Annotated in this window: 16 protein-coding genes and 2 tRNA genes; 10 read left to right on the top strand and 8 right to left on the bottom strand. The window is 44.6% G+C overall.

What is annotated here, in order from left to right:
- Positions 1–303 precede the first annotated feature (303 nt).
- On the top strand, positions 304–1,965 hold the full coding sequence (ettA, locus tag FTV30_RS02095) for an energy-dependent translational throttle protein EttA (RefSeq protein ID WP_005168915.1): 1,662 nt from the start codon (positions 304–306) through the stop codon (positions 1,963–1,965).
- Between the two features lie 69 nt (positions 1,966–2,034).
- On the opposite strand, the gene FTV30_RS02090 is transcribed toward ettA, so the two are convergent.
- The 5 genes from FTV30_RS02090 to FTV30_RS02070 all read right to left on the bottom strand — a co-directional run bounded on the left by FTV30_RS02090 (position 2,035) and on the right by FTV30_RS02070 (position 4,710).
- Positions 2,035–2,376 carry a hypothetical protein gene (locus FTV30_RS02090; RefSeq protein ID WP_074383638.1) on the bottom strand — a complete coding sequence of 114 codons (342 nt, stop codon included), beginning with the start codon at positions 2,374–2,376 and terminating at the stop codon, positions 2,035–2,037.
- A 150-nt stretch (positions 2,377–2,526) separates the two neighbouring features.
- A tRNA-Glu gene (locus FTV30_RS02085) sits at positions 2,527–2,602 on the bottom strand.
- Positions 2,603–2,638: 36 nt separating this feature from the next.
- A tRNA-Ala gene (locus tag FTV30_RS02080) sits at positions 2,639–2,714 on the bottom strand.
- A gap of 57 nt (positions 2,715–2,771) precedes the next feature.
- Positions 2,772–4,280, bottom strand: coding sequence for a glutamate--tRNA ligase (gene gltX, locus FTV30_RS02075; protein ID WP_005168912.1), 1,509 nt, complete (start codon positions 4,278–4,280; stop codon positions 2,772–2,774).
- Positions 4,281–4,407: 127 nt separating this feature from the next.
- Positions 4,408–4,710, bottom strand: coding sequence for a hypothetical protein (locus FTV30_RS02070; RefSeq protein WP_180000933.1), 303 nt, complete (start codon positions 4,708–4,710; stop codon positions 4,408–4,410).
- A 392-nt stretch (positions 4,711–5,102) separates the two neighbouring features.
- On the opposite strand from FTV30_RS02070, the gene FTV30_RS02065 reads away from it, so the two are divergent.
- The 9 genes from FTV30_RS02065 to FTV30_RS02025 all read left to right on the top strand — a co-directional run bounded on the left by FTV30_RS02065 (position 5,103) and on the right by FTV30_RS02025 (position 15,548).
- A complete protein-coding gene (locus FTV30_RS02065; protein WP_180000932.1) occupies positions 5,103–6,104 on the top strand; it encodes a sulfate ABC transporter substrate-binding protein in 1,002 nt (333 codons plus the stop codon).
- A 244-nt stretch (positions 6,105–6,348) separates the two neighbouring features.
- Positions 6,349–7,368, top strand: a complete 1,020-nt coding sequence (locus FTV30_RS02060) for a sulfate ABC transporter substrate-binding protein (RefSeq protein ID WP_180000931.1) — start codon at positions 6,349–6,351, stop codon at positions 7,366–7,368.
- A gap of 188 nt (positions 7,369–7,556) precedes the next feature.
- Positions 7,557–8,468: a 16S rRNA (cytosine(1402)-N(4))-methyltransferase RsmH gene (gene rsmH, locus FTV30_RS02055; RefSeq protein ID WP_005094346.1), complete on the top strand. Its 912-nt coding sequence runs from the start codon at positions 7,557–7,559 to the stop codon at positions 8,466–8,468.
- Positions 8,469–8,478: 10 nt separating this feature from the next.
- The gene (ftsL, locus tag FTV30_RS02050; protein ID WP_005094344.1) at positions 8,479–8,811 is read left to right on the top strand and encodes a cell division protein FtsL; all 333 of its coding nucleotides are present in this window, start codon (positions 8,479–8,481) and stop codon (positions 8,809–8,811) included.
- Between the two features lie 15 nt (positions 8,812–8,826).
- The gene (gene ftsI / locus FTV30_RS02045; protein ID WP_074383637.1) at positions 8,827–10,650 is read left to right on the top strand and encodes a penicillin-binding protein PBP3; all 1,824 of its coding nucleotides are present in this window, start codon (positions 8,827–8,829) and stop codon (positions 10,648–10,650) included.
- 11 nt (positions 10,651–10,661) lie between these two features.
- Positions 10,662–12,158 (top strand): UDP-N-acetylmuramoyl-L-alanyl-D-glutamate--2,6-diaminopimelate ligase, encoded by a 1,497-nt coding sequence (locus tag FTV30_RS02040; protein ID WP_180000930.1) that lies wholly within the window; start codon positions 10,662–10,664, stop codon positions 12,156–12,158.
- 9 nt (positions 12,159–12,167) lie between these two features.
- Positions 12,168–13,571: a UDP-N-acetylmuramoyl-tripeptide--D-alanyl-D-alanine ligase gene (murF, locus tag FTV30_RS02035; RefSeq protein WP_180000929.1), complete on the top strand. Its 1,404-nt coding sequence runs from the start codon at positions 12,168–12,170 to the stop codon at positions 13,569–13,571.
- Positions 13,572–14,690 carry a phospho-N-acetylmuramoyl-pentapeptide-transferase gene (mraY, locus tag FTV30_RS02030; protein WP_005094334.1) on the top strand — a complete coding sequence of 373 codons (1,119 nt, stop codon included), beginning with the start codon at positions 13,572–13,574 and terminating at the stop codon, positions 14,688–14,690.
- 54 nt (positions 14,691–14,744) lie between these two features.
- On the top strand, positions 14,745–15,548 hold the full coding sequence (locus FTV30_RS02025; RefSeq protein WP_100357757.1) for a putative RNA methyltransferase: 804 nt from the start codon (positions 14,745–14,747) through the stop codon (positions 15,546–15,548).
- A 63-nt stretch (positions 15,549–15,611) separates the two neighbouring features.
- Here the strand turns inward: FTV30_RS02025 and ponA are convergent, their stop codons facing one another.
- The 3 genes from ponA to FTV30_RS02010 all read right to left on the bottom strand — a co-directional run bounded on the left by ponA (position 15,612) and on the right by FTV30_RS02010 (position 20,355).
- Positions 15,612–18,140: a penicillin-binding protein PBP1a gene (ponA, locus tag FTV30_RS02020; protein ID WP_100357756.1), complete on the bottom strand. Its 2,529-nt coding sequence runs from the start codon at positions 18,138–18,140 to the stop codon at positions 15,612–15,614.
- A gap of 201 nt (positions 18,141–18,341) precedes the next feature.
- The gene (locus FTV30_RS02015; protein WP_180000928.1) at positions 18,342–19,274 is read right to left on the bottom strand and encodes an IS5 family transposase; all 933 of its coding nucleotides are present in this window, start codon (positions 19,272–19,274) and stop codon (positions 18,342–18,344) included.
- A gap of 358 nt (positions 19,275–19,632) precedes the next feature.
- Positions 19,633–20,355 carry a toll/interleukin-1 receptor domain-containing protein gene (locus FTV30_RS02010; protein WP_026444370.1) on the bottom strand — a complete coding sequence of 241 codons (723 nt, stop codon included), beginning with the start codon at positions 20,353–20,355 and terminating at the stop codon, positions 19,633–19,635.
- Between the last annotated feature and the right edge of the window lie 648 nt (positions 20,356–21,003).

Below are 21,003 nucleotides of genomic sequence, written 5' to 3'. Positions count from 1 at the left end.
GATCTTCTTGTGTTTAAGTTTATGACTTGAGTGTAACATTTTCATATATAAGTAAAAGTGCAATTTTACTGAAATAGATAGATGAAATAATCATATATAAATTGGGATTCGACGCACTTATTTGACTTAAATCAGCTGTTTGAAAAATCACCATAAATAAACTTGTAACAATGCATTGAAGTTCATGGCAATGGCTTATGTTTTCGCAGCTTTCTGCGTATAATAGCCGATTATTTTTTCGCTCTTTTTTGAGCTGGGGTGGTTGTTTTAACCCCATTTGGTTTTTCAGTTGAGGAGTCCTACGTGGCCCAATATATTTATACGATGAACCGAGTGTCTAAGATGGTGCCGCCGAAACGCGAAATCCTGAAAGATATCTCCTTATCATTTTTCCCGGGCGCAAAAATTGGTGTGCTTGGTCTAAACGGTGCAGGTAAATCGACTTTGCTTCGTATTATGGCGGGCGTAGATAAAGATTTCTCTGGTGAAGCACGTGCACAACCAGGTACTAAAATCGGTTATCTCGAGCAAGAGCCGCCTTTAGATGAAACTAAAGACGTGCGTGGCAACGTTGAAGATGGTCTGCGTGAACCGCTGGATGCTTTGGCACGTCTTGACGAAGTATTTGCAGAATATGCAGCAGAAGATGCTGACTTTGATGCACTTGCAAAAGAGCAGGAAAAGCTCGAAGCCATTATCCATGCATGGGATGCACATAACCTTGCCAATCAGATGGATCAGGCAGCTGCTGCACTGAACCTTCCAGCTTGGGATGCCGATGTTAAACTGCTTTCAGGTGGTGAACGCCGCCGTGTGGCACTGTGCCGTTTGCTCTTGTCTAAGCCAGACATGTTGCTTCTTGATGAACCGACGAACCATTTAGATGCATCATCTGTTGCCTGGTTAGAACGTTTCTTGAAAGACTTCCCGGGCACCATCGTTGCGATTACGCACGACCGTTATTTCCTGGATAACGTGGCTGAGTGGATTCTTGAGCTTGACCGTGGCATGGGTATTCCATACCAAGGCAACTACTCTTCTTGGTTAGAACAGAAAAATGCGCGTCTAGAGCAAGAGAACAAGCAAGAAGAATCTTTTGCCAAAGCATTGAAAAAAGAACTTGAATGGGTTCGCTCAAATGCCAAAGGCCAGCAAAAGAAAAACAAAGCGCGTATGGAGCGTTTTGAAGAGCTTAACTCGCGTGAATTCCAACAGCGTAACGAAACCTCTGAAATCTACATTCCACCTGGTCCACGTCTAGGCAACAAGGTTGTAGAAGTTGAAGGCATCAGCAAATCGTTTGGTGATCGTACCCTGTATAAAGATTTATCATTCGTTGTACCGCCTGCTGCGATCGTGGGTATCGTCGGTGAGAACGGTGCAGGTAAAACCACACTGTTCCGTATGATGACCGGTGAGCAACAACCGGATACCGGTTCTGTGGTACTGGGTGAGTCGGTGAAAGTGGCTTATGTGGGTCAGATTCGTGACACGCTTGATGACAACAAAACCGTTTGGGAAGAAGTTTCTGGTGGTTTAGACATCTTGAAGATTGGCGAATACGAAATTGCATCTCGTGCATATATCGGTCGCTTTAACTTTAAAGGCCAGGATCAGCAAAAACGTGTCGGTCAATTGTCAGGTGGTGAGCGTAACCGTTTACAACTGGCGAAAATCCTGCAAATGGGCGCAAACGTAATCTTGCTCGATGAACCGTCAAACGACCTGGATATCGAAACCTTACGTGCGCTTGAGGATGCCATTCTGGTGTTCCCGGGTACTGTGATGGTGATCTCGCATGACCGTTGGTTCCTGGACCGTATTGCAACGCACATTTTGTCATTTGAAGGCGAAACACCTGAATTCTTCACTGGTAACTATGCTGAGTTTGAAGAATATCGCCGTAAGCGTGATGGTGATGATCTGGTTGCGAAGCGTCAAAAATACCGTAAAATTGGTGTTTAATCCCTGATTTTAAAATAAAAAACCAGCCTTCGGGCTGGTTTTTGTGCTTATAGGGTGGTGGGTAATGACTTAGATTTCCCACTCATGATTACATTCGCGACATTTCCATTTCTTTTGGGTCTGCATGAAGGCCTGCATGGAAATTTTAAAATCAGGCAAATCTTTATAGAATATAAAGCCTGCAATCAAAGAAAGAATAAAGACGATGACGGTTGCAGTCTGTAAAGTTGTACCTGCACCATCACCAAAGATCCACATCGCGATACTGATGATCACCAGCAATAATAATAGGAACAGGGCGGGCACCAGAAACATCAGGCTTTTAGGAACCACCGGACGTGGAGCTGCTTGACCTGGCTGGGCCACCGGCATGATTTTCGGGCTTTGACACTTAGGGCAACGATATTGCATTACAACTCCAAAATTCTAAATTACTGATTATTTTATCGGAAGATGCGAAGAAACCGAAATATTGCCCAACATAAAATATACAGGCAATAAAAAACCCAAGTCATAATGCTTGGGTTTTTTAAAAGACCACTTCAAAAGTAATCTTGAATATGGCGTCCCTACGGGGATTCGAACCCCGGTTACCGCCGTGAAAGGGCGATGTCCTAGGCCTCTAGACGATAGGGACAATTGAGGCGTTACACAGCTAAAGCAAGACTTGATTTGGTGGAGTCAAGGAGGATCGAACTCCTGACCTCTACAATGCCATTGTAGCGCTCTACCAACTGAGCTATGACCCCAGTCTGTGTGAGCGCTATATTAGGGATATCGCGCTCACACGTCAACAAAAAAATTAATTAAGCTTGATCAACCGCTTCATTTTTCGGCAATTTTAAGCTTTCATTGAGTTTTTCCCAGACTTTCAGCTCTTTTTTGCTTGGGCCACCGACAATTTCCAGCGCATGACGTAAACGTGCGAAGGTCAAATCAGGGCCAATGGTGACCATAGTCTGCATCACCGGGGTAGACGCAGTTGAACCGGCAATGGCAATAAAAAAGGCCGGCATGAAGTCACGCAGTTTAATTTCCATTTGTGCTGCCAAATCCATCAAGGTTTGGCTGACCGTGTCGTTGTTCCAGGTGAACAGGCTTTCTAAACGCCAAATGGCAAACTGCAAGCTCTGACGTACCTGTTCGTCAGACAGTTTTTTGCTGACAAACTGCTCCTGAGTCAGTGTCGGGAAGTGGTTGAAGTAATGCGCAGACCAGTTCACTGCTTCAGACAGCAAGTTGATACGTGGTTGAATCGCAGCTGCAATTTCTTCTAATTTGGCACGGTCTGCTTTCCATGCCAGCAGCGTATCGAGCAATTCAGCAGGAGAAAGGGCTTTGATCCATTGACCATTGAGCCAGTTGAGTTTTTCAACATCAAAGATTGGACCACCGAGTGATACGCGTTTGATATCAAAATGTTCAATCATTTCTGCCAATGTGAATTTTTCACTTTCATCTGGCATTGACCAGCCCATACGACCCAAGTAGTTCAACAAGGCTTCAGGCAGTACACCGATATCTTTGTAATAGTTGATTGAAGTTGGGTTTTTACGCTTAGACAATTTTGATTTGTCCGGGTTGCGTAGCAGTGGCATGTGACACAGTACCGGCATCTCCCAACCGAAATACTGGTACAGCAACTGATGCTTCGGTGCAGACGGAATCCATTCTTCACCACGAATCACATGCGTGATTTGCATTAAATGGTCATCCACCACGTTGGCCAAATGATAAGTTGGCAAGCCGTCAGTTTTCAGCAGAATCTGCATGTCGACCTGCGCCCATGGAATCTCGACTTCACCACGCAGCATGTCATTAAATTTACAAATACCTTCAGTCGGTACTTTCATGCGAATCACATGTGCTTCGCCAGCAGCCAAACGACGCTCGACCTCTTCTTGAGAAAGGTTTAAGCCTCGACCGTCATAACGTGGAGATTCACCACGTGCTTGCTGTTCAGCACGCATTTGATCCAGTTCTTCGGCAGTAGCGAAACAGTAGAAGGCATGACCTTTTTCAACCAGTTCCAGCGCATAGTTTTTATAAATATCCATGCGTTCTGACTGGCGGTACGGTGCATGTGGGCCACCCACATCTGGACCTTCAGACCAGTTGAGACCGAGCCAGCGCAATGAATCCAGGATCATTTTTTCAGATTCAGGTGTTGAGCGCAGTTGGTCGGTATCTTCAATACGAAGGATGAATTCACCCCCATGCTGTTTAGCAAAACATAAGTTAAACAAGGCAATATAGGCAGTACCTACATGAGGAAAACCTGTAGGAGAAGGTGCAATACGAGTACGAACAGTCATAGCCGGATATAATCTAGAATATAAATTTGGTTCTATTATAGCGAAAAAGCCACATCACTTAATGCTTTATTCAACATTCAGTGATGTGGCTTTAAATCCTGCTGTTATTCGAGTTGGTTAAAACTGATTAAGAATGATCGCTAGAAAATATGCTTTGTACGAAGCGGGTAAAGCAATAATTTTGTGCTGCAAAGAAATTTTGTGAAGGTGCGACTTTCAGCGCAGTTAAGACTTTAAGATTATCGTCTGTATGCAGGGTTTTTTCGCTTTTTTGTTGTTGAATTGCTTTTTCAATCGGCGATGTCTTGCTTTCAACAGTAGTGACTGAGGCCTTCTGCAAATCTGTCTTCACAACGACGGCATGACCCAGTTGAATCGAAAACAGCATGATCAGACTTAGGATGCTAGCTGTGAATAATTTAAATTTCATATCCAAACTTCCTCCTTGCTTCTGGTTGGTTTTATTCTGTTAAAAATGTTTTTTTAATACTCCGTCTACAATTTAATCACAGTTGATTATAAAGAAGTAGAACCAAGTCACATTTTTTACAAAAAATTAATATAATATCTATGGAAAATTACTAAAAATCGTAATTCTCTCTTTTGGCGGCCTATTTTTAACAGACAACTGTGAAGAGAACGTGAAGAACTGTCTTATATTGTAGCAGGAGATTAATTTTTTAGCAGAATATGTATCCAGGTTTAATTGTTAGCAGATATCTCAAAATCAGAAATAGATCATCAATATTATTATAAATACATGATTGTTATATTTATTTTTTATTTATACAGTGTGGTTATCTCAATAATGAGTCACATAACATGAAAAAAATAATAGCAACCGCAATCTTGACAATATTTACTGCAACCACCATGCAAAATGTAATGGCCAAAGATTTCCTGAATGTCTCCTATGATCCGACCCGTGAATTTTACCAAGAATATAATCAGGAGTTTGGCCAGTTCTGGAAGCAGGAAACCGGACAGACAATCAATTTTAAACAGTCACATGGCGGTTCAGGCAAGCAGGCACGTTCGGTCGTCGATGGTTTGCAGGCCGATGTGGTGACTTTGGCTTTGGCCAATGACATTGAGGAAATCGTCAATGCCGGTTTAATCGAGAAAGGCTGGCAAAAAGAGTTTTCAAATAATTCAGCACCGTATACATCGACAATCGTTTTTTTGGTGCGTAAGGCTAATCCCAAGCAAATCAAGGACAGGAATGATCTGACCAAACCGGGTGTCGAGATTATTACGCCTAACCCGAAAACTGGTGGAGCGCCACGTTGGATCTATCTGTCTGCTTGGGGCTATGCGCTGAAACAGCCCGGTGGCAATGATGCCAAAGCCCGAGATCTGGTCAAAAAGCTTTATCAAAATGTCAAAGTGTTGGATTCCGGTGCCCGTGGTTCACTGACGACTTTTGCCGAGCGCGGTATTGGCGATGTACTATTATCTTGGGAAAATGAAGCCTTGCTGGCAACGCAAGGTCTAGGTAAGGACAAGTACGATATCATCTATCCCTCTATTTCAATTCTGGCCGAGCCATCGGTGGCGATCGTTGATAAAAATGTGAATAAAAATGGCAATGCCAATCTGGCGAAAGGCTATTTGAATTATCTGTATTCCCCGAAAGGGCAGGAGTTGGCTGCGAAATATTTCTTCCGTCCACGCGATGCTAAAGTGGCTGCCAAATATTCCGCCCAATTTCCGAAAATTCAAACCTTTACCATTGATAAAGTCTTTGGTGGTTGGGAAAAAGCGCAAAAAACCCATTTTGTGAATGGGGCGATTTATGACCAGATTTATAATGAAAAGCGATAACAAGCTTGAATCTAAATTGAATGAAGAAAACGGATAAAGCGTTATCCGTTTTTTTTATATTTAATGCATAAAATTCTATATATTCGAAATAAGTGAAATGACTGGCTATATTTTGTTTTTAAAAACAGATGATTAAGAGCAAAAAACCTTTGATTATATCGTGTTGTGATGTTGTAGGTTGAATTGCGATAAATGATTTTATTTCATATAGTTATATCTATACAAGATAAACTCCCGTGCGCTCATGAAAAATCAATTAAAATCCTTATTTAGCGTTGCCTTATTGGCTACAGGTCTAGGCTTGACAGCGACTGTCTCACAGGCGGCTGATCGTCAATTTCTAAACGTGTCTTATGATGCAACCCGTGAATTCTATGATGAATTCAATAAATCATTTGGTGCTTACTGGAAAAACCGGACCGGTCTGGATGTGAACTTTAAACAGTCACATGGTGGTTCGGGCAAGCAGGCACGTTCGGTGGTCGATGGCCTAAAAGGCGATGTGGTGACTTTGGCGCTGGCCAATGACATCGAAGAAATCATGAAATCTGGTCAGATTCAACCCGGCTGGCAAAAAGAGTTTCCGCATAATTCTGCACCTTATACCTCAACCATCGTGTTTATGGTGCGCAAGGGCAATCCGAAGGGCATCAAGGACTGGAGTGATCTGACCAAGCCAGGCGTAGAAATTATTACCCCCAACCCGAAAACCGGTGGTTTGCCACGTTGGGTATACCTGTCTGCCTGGGGCTATGCCGAGAAACAGCCGGGGGGTAATAAAGCCAAAGCACAGGACTTTGTCGGTAAACTCTATAAAAATGTCAAAGTGATGGACTCAGCAGCACGTGCTTCGATGACCACGTTTGCTGAGCGTGGCATTGGTGATGTATTGCTGACTTGGGAAAATGAAGCACTGGTTACCCAAAAGACTTTGGGTAAAGACAAGTTTGATATTATTTATCCGTCAATTACGATTTTGACCGAGCCATCGGTGGCCATTGTCGATCGTACCGTGGATAAAAATGGCAATAAATGGTTGGCAACAGGTTATATCAACTACCTGTACTCCCCATTGGGTCAGGAAATGGCAGCCAAACATTTCTACCGTCCGCGCAATGAGAAAGTATTAGCCAAATATTCAGCACAATTCCCGAAAATCAAAACCTTTACCATTGATGAAGTGTTTGGTGGCTGGGCCAATGCACAGAAAACCCATTTTGTGAATGGCGCGATTTTTGATCAGATCTATAACTCAAAACGTTAATCTGCTGATTTGAAGACGAATTACAGATAAACAGGCCTCCCTTGCGGAGGCTTTTTTATTGACGACACTCAAATAAAAACGGTTTTCTCTATGGAAAGTAATATTTATCTACAAAAAGTCGTTTGGAGCTTTGCTGAAACAGGGTGATAATGTGCAGTTAAATTTTTCGCCCTATTGATTGAGTTTTTATGTCACATATTTCTGTATTACTTCACGAAACGATTGATGCCTTGTTGGCAGGTCGCAATACGGGAATTTATGTAGACGGTACTTTTGGTCGTGGCGGACATACCCGTTTATTGTTATCAAAATTAGATGAACATGCACGTGTGTATGGCTTTGATAAAGATCCTCAGGCCCTAGAGACGGCAGCAATCTTAGAACAAGAGGATCCACGTTTTAAAATTATTCATGCCAGCTTTGCCGATCTGAAAGACGCACTGGCTGAGCTTGGGATTGAGACCGTGGATGGGGTGATGGCAGATTTAGGCGTGTCTTCGCCGCAGCTGGATCAGGCCGAACGTGGTTTCAGTTTTATGAAAGATGGCCCGCTAGACATGCGCATGGACAATTCTCAAGGTCCAACTGCAGCAGAATGGCTGCTTGAAATTGAAGAAGAAGCACTGGCCAATATCATTTTTAAATACGGTGAAGAGCGTTATAGTCGCCGGATTGCCAAAGCCATCAAGGCGGCAGGGCAGATTGAGACCACGGCTCAACTTGCGGAAATTGTGAAAGTCGCGCATCCAAAATGGGAAAAAAATAAGCATGCTGCGACGCGTACTTTCCAGGCGATTCGTATTGCTATTAATAAAGAATTAGAAGATATTGAAATCTTCTTGCCTCAAGCAGTTGAGGTTTTAAAACCTGAGGCACGTTTGGCCGTAATTAGCTTTCACTCTCTGGAAGACCGTTTGATCAAACAATTTATTCAAAAAGAATCTACATTAGACGAAGATTTTGGCTGGGGAATGCCGGGGCAGCAAAAAGATACACGACGTTTAAAGAAGGTATCCCGCGTAAAAGCCAGTGACGAAGAAGTCAAAGCCAATCCTCGTTCACGTAGTGCATGGCTCCGGGTCGCAGAACGTTTAGCTTAATAGGCACATCATGAAAACTGAAGTGGTTGATAAAAAAACAGAAAAGTTGTGGCTTAAACAAGCCTGCATCTATCTCGTTTTGATACTGATGGTCTTCATCAGTGCAGTCTTTGTGGTATTTCAGGTGTTTGAATATCGTCAGGACACCAGAAAATTGAGCACTTATCTGCGTGAGCGTGATGACCTGAATGCAGATTGGGGTCGTTTGTTAATTGAACAGCAAACTTTTGGTGCAACTGCGCAGATTGGCACACGTGCTGTTACCCAGCTGCGCATGTATTCTCCCCCGGTTTCACAAAGTGTCGTCATTTCTTTACCACAAACTTCAGATGAGAAAAAATAAGGCTAGCGCTCGGACATGATAGACAAAAGAAAGAAGCAAGCGGTACGTAAAAAACAATCAGTTACCGACAAAAACGCCTCAAATGTGTATATCAATCGTTTCTATATCATGTGGGCGGTGGTGTTGCTGTGTTTTATTACACTGATTTGCCGTGCCTTCTATGTGCAGATTATCAATAAGGATTTTTTGCAAAATAAAGCCAATGCCAATATTTTAAGAACCAATACCATCAAGGCCATGCGTGGCGTGATTTATGACCGTAATGGGGTGCCGCTGGCGATCAGTACGCCGATCATGAAAATCGTGATTGATCCACGTGACTATTTTGACAATAAAAAACTCTATGACGAGACCATACTGGCACTGGAAAAAGAGCCAGATAGCCGCAAGTTGAAACGCCAGTTGCCGGATAAAAACCTGAATCTGGATGAACTGGCCGATGCAGTCGGTATGGATCGGGCAGAACTACGCAAAAAAATGCAAGAACGCCCGCGTTCTCGTTATCTGATCCTGAAAAAAGAAGTTCCGCCACAACAGGCTGAACTGATCATGAAGCGTAATTTTCAAGGTGTGTATACCGAGAAAAACTACAAACGTTATTATCCGCAGCCACAGCCCAATTCACAGATTATTGGTCTGACCAATAGTGAAGGCACCGGGATTGAAGGTCTGGAAATGCAGCTCAATACCCGTCTGGCAGGTGAAGATGGTGAGCAGCAGATTATCCGGGATAAAAAAGGCAACCGGGTTAAAGAGCCGGAAGTGATTAAAGAAGTCGAGCCGGGCGAGAATATCACCCTGAGTATTGACTCGCGTCTGCAATATATTATGTACCGTGAACTGACTGCGGCAGGTGTGGCCAATAATGCCCGTTCTGCGACTGCGATTGCGGTCGATGTGAAAACCGGGGAAATTCTGGCCTTGTCATCTTGGCCATCATATAACCCGAATGATAAAAATGGTCTGCTGAACAAGGATGCCATGCGTAACCGTGGTGCAGTGGATTCCTTCGAGCCGGGTTCGACCATGAAGCCCTTCACTGTGGCAATGGCCCTGGAAAGTGGTAAATATACGGCCAATTCAGTGGTCAACACCACACCGGGCAGTATGCGAATTGGCAATCACACCATTCGTGATACGCATAACTATGGTCAGTTAACACTGGGCGGTATTATCCAGAAATCTTCGAACGTGGGTGTCGCCAAACTGGCCTTGTCTTTGCCGTATGAAACTCTACCCACTTTCTATAAACGCTTGGGTTTTGGCTCACGCTCAGCAGTAAGATTCCCGGGTGAAAGTGCCGGTCTGATCTTGCCACCAAGTAAATGGAATGTGTCAGAAGTGGCAACCATGTCCTATGGTTATGGCCTGAATGCTACTGTGCTGCAAATGGCGGATGCCTATGCCATGCTGGCCAATAAGGGTGTGAGAATGCCGCTGAGCCTGTACAAGCTGGAAGAACAGCCGCAGGGTGAGCAAATGATTGATGCCAATATTGCAGATCAGGTCTTGCTTATGCTGGAAGTAGCAACTCTGCCTGGCGGTACCGCCACGCGCGCGACAATTCCGGGTTATCGTGTGGCAGGGAAAACCGGTACTGCGCATAAACTGCGTGCCGATCGTAAAGGCTATTCTACCAATGAATACCGGGCTTTGTTTGCTGGCGTAGCGCCCGTGAGTGATCCGCGTATTGCCATGGTGGTGGTGGTCGAAAATCCGCAAGGCACCTATTACGGCGGTACGGTATCGGCACCGGTATTTGCACGCGTGATGCAGGAATCCTTGCGTCTGCTAAATGTCCCTCTGGACAAACCTTTAGAATCTCCCAAAGTCCAGTAAATAGGTGATCAATGTCTATTACATTTAAAGATCTCTACGCCGTTCAGGATACTGCTGAATGGATGACCCAAGCCTTTCAGGGTTTCGAACTGGATAGCCGTAAAGTTAAGGCAGGGCAAATTTTTATTGCCCTGACCAGTCTGTCACAACCAGAAAAAACGGCAGTATTTGCACAAAAAGCTTTAGAGCAGGGTGCCTTAGCGGTGATTTCTGAAATCGAATTGGATATCTCACCCAATCTGGTGGTTGCTAATGTCCGACATTTGATGGGACAGTGGCAAAAACAATACTTACAAGCCAGCCAACCTGTTCAGGCTGCAGGTATTCTTGCAGTGACTGGTACCAATGGTAAAACCACGATTTCACGTTTGGTTGCGGAATTGTTCATGTTGCAAAGCAAAGCTTGTGCAGTGATGGGGACGACAGGTAACGGGATTTTACCAAATCTGGAAGCCTCGTCACATACCACGCTCGATGCTTTGCAATTGCAAAATGCTTTACATGTTTATGCTCAAGCCGGTGCTAAATTTGCCTCGATTGAAGCCAGTTCGCATGGTCTGGAGCAAGGTCGCTTGAATGGCTGTGATATCGAGATTGCGGGCTATAGTAATTTAAGTCGCGATCATCTGGATTATCACGGGACGCTGCAAGCCTATGCAGAAGCCAAATCTGCTTTATTTAAATTTGAAAGTTTAAAAGTGGCTGTCATCAACCTGGATGATGCGCATGCTCATATCATGATTGATGCAGCGCGCAACAATCCCTCACAGCCAGAAATTTTGACCTATTCAACCCGTCAAGCTGCGGATTATCAGGTTCAGGATATTCAATACAGCATTTCAGGTGCGGCCTTTAAGCTGAAAACGGCTTCTGCTGAATATGTTGTGAACAGTCCGCTGCTTGGACATTTTAATATTGAAAATCTGGTCGCCAGTCTGATCATGGCAGAGCAGGCCGGATTTGATTTAAGCAGCTTGATTGCGACTGTGCCACAGCTTAAAGGTGCACCAGGCCGGATGCAGGTGCTGCGTGATGGCGAGCGCCTATTTGTAGTGGATTATGCGCATACACCTGATGCCTTGACTCAGGTTCTCATCACTTTAAAACGTCATGTTTCACAAAATCTCTGGGCCGTCTTTGGCTGTGGCGGCGATCGTGACCGCGGCAAGCGTCCACTCATGACCCAAGCAGCATTAGAAGGTTCGGATATTGCGGTCTTGACTTCCGATAACCCGCGAACCGAAGATCCGGCACAAATTTTTGCCGATATGAAAAATGGCATCGACTTTTTAGGCAAAAGCTACCATGAAATTCATGACCGTCGTGAAGCGATCAAGTTTGCCGTTAAACACGCGCAGGCAGGGGACATCGTAGTGATTGCAGGCAAAGGTCACGAAAATTATCAGGAAATTGATGGTGTACGTCACTGGTTTGATGATGTGGTCGAAGTGCAAGCTGCGATTGATGCCCAGCATCACAGCACAGATTCAGCTTATCCAGCGTATTAGGATTCAGATATGCATACCTCAACAACCAGTACCGTGCCACTTGCACCTTGGACAGCAGAACAGCTTGAACAAGCGACTCAAGGCAATTGGCTCAATAATAAAAAACCGGCAGACGCCATCAAACGTATTCTGACCGATTCGCGTGATGCTGAACAAGGGGATGCTTTCCTTGCGCTGCAAGGTGAGCGCTTTGATGCCCATGATTTTGTGGCACAAGTAGCAGCAAGCGGCTGTCAGATTGCGATCGTCAGTCGACCGCTCGATATCGATATCTGCCAGCTTGTCGTAGACGATACCCGTTTGGCACTGGGGCGGTTAGGCGCATACCGTCGTCAGCAGAATTCTCAGCTCAAAGTCATTGCCTTGACCGGCAGCAGTGGCAAGACCACCACCAAGGAAATGCTGGGGAGCATCTTGTCTCGTCTTGCGCCGACATTGATCACGCGTGGCAACCTGAATAATGACCTCGGCGTACCGGTGATGTTGCTCGAATTACGTCCCGAACATCAGTATGCAGTGATGGAGCTGGGTGCCAGTCATCAGGGCGAAATTGATTACACCTCAAACATGGTACAGCCGCATGTAGCCGGGATCATTAATATCGGCACTGCGCATTTGGGTGAATTCGGTGGCCGTGATGGCATTTGTACTGCCAAATCTGAAATTTATGCGCATATTACAGAAACCTCGATTATTCCTGCCGCAGATGATTTTACTGAAACCATTCGTCAGGCGGTCAAAACTGAACAAAGCTTAAGTTTTGGTGCCGGCGGTGAGGTGTATGCCAGCGATGTCGTGCTTGATGCGCAATCTTCTACCTTTACCCTGCATACACCACAAGCTTCGAAAACAGTTCAGCTGCCCTTTGCCGGTGAACATAATGTTGAAAATGCCACAGCAGCAGCTGCCTTTGCTTTGGCAATCGGGATTGGTCTGGATGATATTGTGGCCGGTCTGGAGCAGGCTGTGGGTGCCAAAGGCCGTTTGAATTTTATTCAACACAAACAGTATTTGCTGATTGATGATACCTACAATGCCAATCCTGGTTCAATGCGTGCAGCAGCTGAAGTTTTGGCACAGCAGCAGGGCATTCGGGTCATGGTGACCGGTGATATCGGTGAACTCGGTTCATCGGCTGCGATGGAACATTATAAGCTGGGTCGAGATCTGGTCTCGGTCAAAGGCATTAACTTTGTGGTGGCTGTGGGTGAATTTGCACCTGCCGCACAGGAAGGTGCACGTAGTACCCAATATGGCAAGAAAATGCAGGCTTTCCTGAATCAGGAGCAGGCATTGTCATTTTTAATTCATTTGATTGAAACACATCAACCTCAGCCGATGTCATTTCTGTTTAAAGGGTCGCGTTATACCCATATGGAAACATTGATGGCTGCATTGATGGAGAAACTCTAAATGCTGTTATGGCTCTTTGAACATTTGGCGGGCTTTGACAGCACGTTTCAGGTGGTTCGTTATTTAACTTTACGTGCGTTGCTCAGTGTCCTGACGGCATTGACCATTGGTCTGGTGCTGGGTCCTATCATGATTCGCAAGCTTCAGGCACTCAAATATGGTCAGGCGGTCAGCTCGTATGCCCCTGAAAACCATGCCAAGAAAATGGGTACACCGACCATGGGTGGGGTACTAATCCTGCTTTCAATCGGTATTTCGACCCTGCTTTGGGCGGATCTTTCAAATCCTTATGTCTGGATTGTACTGGCGGTGATGGTCATCTTCGGTGCCGTGGGTTGGGCGGATGACTGGATTAAAATCCGTTATAAAGACAATGCCGGTCTGCCTGCGAAGAAAAAATTCTTCTGGACTTCGGTCGGTGCATTGGGAGTCGGTATTGCCCTGTATGTGATTGCACAGCAGCAGACCAATCCGGTACATACCGCGAATATGCTGGATCTTTTGATTCCATTCTTTAAAGATTTGACGATTCCGCTGTCGGCTATTCCACTGGGGATTGGCTTCATTATTTTCACTTATTTTGTGATCAATGGTGCATCCAATGCGGTAAACCTCACCGATGGTCTGGATGGTCTGGCGATTATGCCAATTGTACTGGTTGCAGCAGGTCTGGGTGTATTTGCTTATCTGGCCGGAGACGTGCGTTTTGCCAATTACCTGCATATTCCCTATGTGAAATATTCCTCTGAACTGGTGGTGATCTGTGCGGCGATGATTGGTGCCGGTCTGGCATTCCTGTGGTACAACGCCCATCCTGCGCAAGTGTTTATGGGTGATGTCGGTGCTTTATCGCTGGGTGCGATGTTGGGGACGATTGCCGTGATGGTACGTCAGGAAATCGTCTTTGCGATTATGGCGGGTGTATTCTTGGTCGAAGCGATTTCAGTATTCTTGCAGATTGGTTCATTAAGAATGCGCAATAAACGCGTGTTCCTGATGGCACCGCTGCATCATCATTATGAAAAGAAAGGCTGGCGTGAAACTCAAGTCGTCATTCGTTTCTGGATTATTACAATTATGCTGGTGGTTTTGGGTCTAATGACCTTAAAATTGCGTTAAGAGATGCATTGAAAAAAGTCGGCGCAGGCCGGCTTTTTTGTTTTGGAGAGAATGATGAATTTACTCATGTGCCCAGTCTGTCGCCAGCAGTTGAGCTTAAATGAAAGAACATGGCGATGTGAGAATTATCATAGCTACGATGTGGCCAAGCAAGGCTATGTGAACCTGCATGTGGTGCAACATAAACACAGTAAAAATCCTGGGGATACGCCTGAGTCCGTCCAGGCACGTCGTGCATTTTTGAGTGCGGGTCATTATGCGCCTTTGCAACAGGCCGTGGTGGAGAAGCTGCGAGAGCTGTGTATTGAAAATCTTTTAGATATTGGTTGTGGTGAAGGCTACTATACTGATGCCATGCAGACTGAAGTGCTGCAATGCGTCGGGGTGGATATTGCCAAAAATGCCGTTCAGGTCGCGGCCAAGCTCAATAAAAATATCACCTGGGTCGTAGGAACCGGGGCGACTTTACCGGTGCTGGATGGGTCGATTGATATGTGTACCAGCCTGTTCAGTCCGATCCCAAAACAGGAAATTTTACGGGTTTTAAAAGCTGAAGGTTATTTAATGGTGGTGACACCTGCGCCACAGCATTTATATGCGATGCGTGAGGCACTTTTTGAAGAAGTGAAACCCCACGAACCGCAAAAGTTTGTTGAGCAACTGCAAGATGAGTTTGATCTGCTCAGTGAGCAGGTGATTGATGCCCCGATGACTTTGCCACAGACAGATTTAAAAAACCTGATTGCTATGACGCCGTATGCTTACAAGGCCAAACCTGAACGCCGTCTGGCACTTGAACAGCAGGATCAGTTTAAATTGCTGGCGCAATATCAGATCTATCTGTTTCAGAAAAAATAAAAATTCACCGATAAAAAAGCCCTCATTGTTGAGGGCTTTTTTATACTAGTTTGTCGGTTGTGGTTATTGCACTTCTTGAATCAGGTTTTCTAAAGCGTCCACTTTGCTTGGTTGAAGCGGCTGTTCTGGCGGAGCAGTTGTTTCAGCAGCATCTGGCACAGCAATTTCCTGTCCCGGCAGATCTTCGAAATCTGTTTCTGTCCGTTTCGGGACGACCACAGGTGCCGGGCGGTAAAGCGCAGTGGCCATTGGTGGTGAAGGCGGATCATTCTGCGCTTCATCACCCTGAACTACCTTGCTTCGATTCACTGGTGCCTTGGCATTACGGTCTAAACGCACCCATGCTTCTGGCTGACCTTTTAAGGCATTGCCCATAAAGTCGGTCCAGATTGGTAAGGCTGCCACACCACCATATTCACGGCGTCCCAAGGTTTTAGGCTGGTCAAAGCCGACCCAGGTGATGGTAACCAGTTTGCCATTGAACCCTGCGAACCAGGCATCTTTGGCGTCATTGGTGGTTCCGGTTTTGCCCCCAATATCATTTCGCCCGATTCTTAATGCCGCACGGCCGGTACCGTGCTGAATCACATCACGCAGAATATTGGCCATGTCATAGGCAGAGCTGGATTTTAAAATACGCTGTGCCTGACGATAATTACTGTCTTCAGCAGAGACTTTGGGTGCAGCCTGTTTCTGTTCTAGACTTGTATTGTTGATTGCAATCGCTTCGTCATCTGCGGTCATGGTGTCGGCAGGTTGAGCAGGTTCTTCTTCGGTATTGATACATGAAATACAAGCATATTCAGGCTGAGCCTCAAAAATGGTATGACCATAGGCATCTTCAATACGGGTAATGAAATGTGGCTGGATCCGGTAACCGCCGTTGGCAAAAGTCGCATAACCTGTCGCCATCTGAATCGGCAGAACCTGAGGCGTGCCGAGTGCGATGGTGTAGTTACGCGGAATCTGATTGTCCTGTAAACCAAAATCCATAAACAGCTGACGGGTACGTTCAATCCCGACAGCCTGTAATAAACGCACTGAAACGGTATTGCGCGAAAGATAAAGTGCGCGGCGTAGCGGGATCATCCCCAGATAACGGCCATCTGAATTACGAGGTGTCCATTTGCCAATGGTAATTGGCGCATCATTCACCATGGTATGCGGTGTCATGCCTCGTTCTAAAGCCAGTGCATAAACAAAAGGCTTAATCGTAGAGCCGGGTTGACGCCAGCCCTGGATTGCACGGTTAAATTTCGACTGATAAAAGTTGTATCCGCCCACAATGGCTTCAATTGCACCATTATTTGGATTGATGGCAATCAACTGTCCTTGCACATTTGGAATTTGTACCAGCGACCACGAGGTTTTATTCTGATTCGGTCGTAAACGTATAATATCTTTGACTTTGACAATCTCGGAAGCTTTGCTAGGCGCACCACCTACACTGTTGACATTGCGAAAGGGGCGCGCCCAAGACATACCGGACCACGGTACAGTTACCGTGGTGCCATCCTGCATCAACGCTTCAAAACTGGAATTGCCAATCTTGGTCACTTGAGCAGGGTAGGTGTTGGCATAGGCACGGAAATTTTCCAGCGGTTGATCATGTGCTTCAGCACCACGCCAGCCATGTCGACGGTCATAAGCTTCCAGACCCTCTTGTACCGCCTGTTCTGCATAGGTCTGGCGTTCACTATGGATGGTGGTATAGACCTTGTAGCCAGAATCTACCGCCTGTTCGCCAAAGTTTTGTACCAGTTCAGAACGCACCATCTCACCGACATACGGGAATTTATTGCGGGTACTGCGGTCAGGCATATCCAGATTGATGGGTTCAGCAATCGCTTGTTGATACTGACTCTGGTTCAGATAGCCCAGTTGCAGCATACGTCCTAAAATCCAGTTGCGACGTTCGAGAGCACGTTTGGGGTTGGCCACCGGATTATATCGAGAAGGCGCTTTAGGTAAGCCCGAAATCATGGCCATCTGCGCAATCGAAAGCTCTTCTAAACTCTTGTTATAGTAAATTTTGGCTGCTGCTGCGATCCCGTAGGCATTCTTACCCAAGAAGATTTTATTCACATAGAGTGTCAGAATTTCTTCTTTAGTCAGGCTTTGCTCAATCTTACGGGCCAGAAAAATTTCAGTCAGTTTACGCTTGAGTGTTCGTTCAGGGCTGAGATAATAGTTTTTCGCCACTTGCATGGTGATAGTGGAACCACCGGTCTGCACATCCGAACCCGTGATACTTTCACTGACTGCACGGCCTAAGCTTTTAAAACTGATTCCGCTATGCTCGAAAAAGCTGGAATCTTCAGCGGCGAGGAAAGCATGAATAAACTCGGATGGAATTTGTTCATATTTCACGGGAACAGAAAGCTTGCCACCATACTCAGCAATTAATTCATTATCTGAACTAAAAACTTGTAAAGGCTTTAATAAAGGCGCCTTTTTAAGCGTGGACATTTCAGGCAAAGATGGGGCAATATAGAGATACATGCCATAGAAACCCATCGGAATTGAGATCAGGATAATGATAATGATCAAAAAAAATGGGTGAACAAGGCCTGAACAAGATAGCTTTTTCATAACAAGTAAGTTTTAATAAGAGCTAATGGCGAACTAATTGCCGATCAGTATATCCTTTAGATATACATATTGTTAGATGAGTTATTGTATCTATACGCCAATCTCAACTTTTAATTAAGTTTTCCAACTGTAAAGGAGGATTACCTAATGGCTTTGTTGCACAAAGATTTGAAATGCAAAGCGCCCCTAATTGAGCCAAATTTAAGGCGTAACTTGGGTAAGTGGTCGACCTAATTCCGTAAATCTGTTAAGGACTGCTACACGTGCATGGATCTCATTCACTTGGCTATCAAAACTCCTTGCACTGAGTTTATCTCCTAATAATTTGATGCAATGCATCTTAGTTTCAACCAAACTTCGCCGATGATAGCCTAACCATTTTTTCCATAGTGTCCTGCCTAAACGCTTAACTGTTCGAAGTAATTCATTTCGCTCTAGCGAGCTACTCTTTGTATCTTTCCATGGTTTCGCATTTTTTCTAGGTGGAATCACCGCATGCCCTTGCCGATCTGCAATGACCTGACGGCATTGCTTGGTGTCATAAGCTCCATCGGTATAAACAGAGTCAATCTGCTCATCTTGTGGAATCTGATTAAGTAAATCACCAAGCACCTGTGAATCACTGACATTATTGGTTGTAAGCTGAACTGCTCGTATTTGTAGGGTTTTAGCATCTATACCAATATGAAGTTTACGCCATTGGCGACGATATTCAGGTCCATGTTTCTTGCGCTTCCATTCGCCCTCACCTAGAAACTTCATGCCTGTAGAGTCCATGAGTAGATGCAGCCCATCGCTACTTTTTTGGTAGCTGATTACAATATCAATATGCTTTTGTCTTCTACAAAGCGTGGTGTAATCTGGAGCTATCCAATTTAATCCGCAAAGTTTAATCAGACTTTGCACAAAGCCAGTAACCATACGTAAAGACAGACGGAATAAGGATTTAATCATTAAGCAGCATTGGATGGCTGCGTCGGAGTAGGTTTGATTTCGCCCTTGTTTGCCTTTTGATGGAGCATACCATTGCGTAGCAGGATCAAACCAAATGGCAATATTTCCGCGACTCATAAGTGCTCGGTTATATGTGGGCCAATTGGTTGTGCGGTAGATTTTGTGTGTAGGCTTCTTCATTTGAAAATTATATCGCTGAAAAAGCCTTTACAGATAGGTTTGTGCAACAAAGCCTTGTCATACTAGTATTGAACCAATTTAAACCAACTCTAATATCAAACTCCTTGTAGGACTGATGATTTAGCTTCTACACGGCTTTGTTGCACAAAGCCAATGATATGTAATGATCTTAAAACAAAAAAGGCTTGAACCCTTACGGTTCAAGCCTTTAGCTGAAGATCTTGGAAGATCTTCGGATTTACTTTTGAATTTTGGTGGGGTGGCGTCAATTAAACTAAACACATAAACAGTTGATATAATTTAAAATAAATTTTATTCAACCAAACACCATACAAAATACCATACAAAAGCATTTTATTTAAATCGCAACTAACTCAGCTATTTTTTCCGCAACTATCTCCAACGTATCTTCAGATGTATCAAGACCACTTCTTGAAGCTAACATTGGACTGACATCTCTAAGTGCCTCGTACGTTGTATTATGTACAATTGGAATCAAACGGTTACCAGCTAGAAGAGTTGAAAGCTCTTTATCTGCTACACCTTCTTTAGGTAAGCGCGACAACAAAGCTGGTGTTACCAAAACGAGTCCAACTTTAGAATTAGCCAAACCTTTATCAATTGCTCTCATCATTGGAACACCCAAACCAAGGTCTTTTTCACTAAACCAAACTTTTACACCAGCAGCCTCTAGAAAATCGTGTAGTTGTTTAGCAGATTCCTTACGATCATCCCATGCATGGCATAAAAACACATCACGAAGGTCAGGCTGCTCAGAAGCTTTTTTCTCGATTACCTCTCTGACAGGTGTTAGGGATGTTACTTCATTTGTCGTATATACAAGAGAGGAGCCTGTTTTAGCCCAGCGAGGTTTTGAAACACTTTTTGAACTCCCACTGCCCCCAGCTCTACTAGAATCACTATAGGTGCTACTAGACCCATTATAAGAACTACCAGAACTATATGATGATGAGTAAGAATAACTACGAGAACGAGAACCATATCTGTTACGACATGCTGGGCAAGCCGCAGCAGCTGCAGCAGAACTATGGCCTCGAACAGGAGCTGTACATCTAGACATTTATTTTCCTTTTTTATGATTTATTCACATTTAGGTTTTAATTAAGCGATTAGCCTATTTTACAACATACTACTAACAAACTAAAAAATAAAAATAATTTTATGAATAACTTAACAAGCTGATATAGCTTCTTCGATTAAAATATCATTACCACAAAGAACAGCGAATTTAAATTATTAGCTTCTTTCAAAGACAAGGCTCGTCCCTAAGGGATCGAGCCTAATGCATTTGTTAACGCTCTTTGTTGAGCAGATGATTACGCCTGTACTGGCGGTTCAATTTTTTCATGCCGACTTAGGCCATATTCCATATCATATTTCTACTGCTAGGCAATAGTTTTATGCTTGTCTAATCTGGAAGAACAAGCCACGATTTTTTCATGCTGGTGTAGCATTATCCTGATTTAAGTCTCAGGCAAACCCGTATAAGTATATTTTCATCAGTGACCAAACTTCAGAATACTTACACTGTACCAATCTCGGCCTAGTCAGAGAGACCAATCCCCGACTGAGAAACACGACCAGTGTTCCATTAACCTTTCTTTTCTACATATTGTCCAACATGCTCACGCATGTGCCGACTCAAGTTTTCGCAATGAGCATCCCGACTGAAAAAAATCGAAATGTTTTAGGATTCGCTTTAAGCTAG

This window comes from Acinetobacter sp. YH12255 (assembly GCF_013417355.1).
In the GTDB taxonomy this organism is placed as follows: domain Bacteria; phylum Pseudomonadota; class Gammaproteobacteria; order Pseudomonadales; family Moraxellaceae; genus Acinetobacter; species Acinetobacter pseudolwoffii.
Note: the sequence above shows the minus strand (reverse complement) of the source record. Positions and strands in the feature narration are given on the sequence as shown.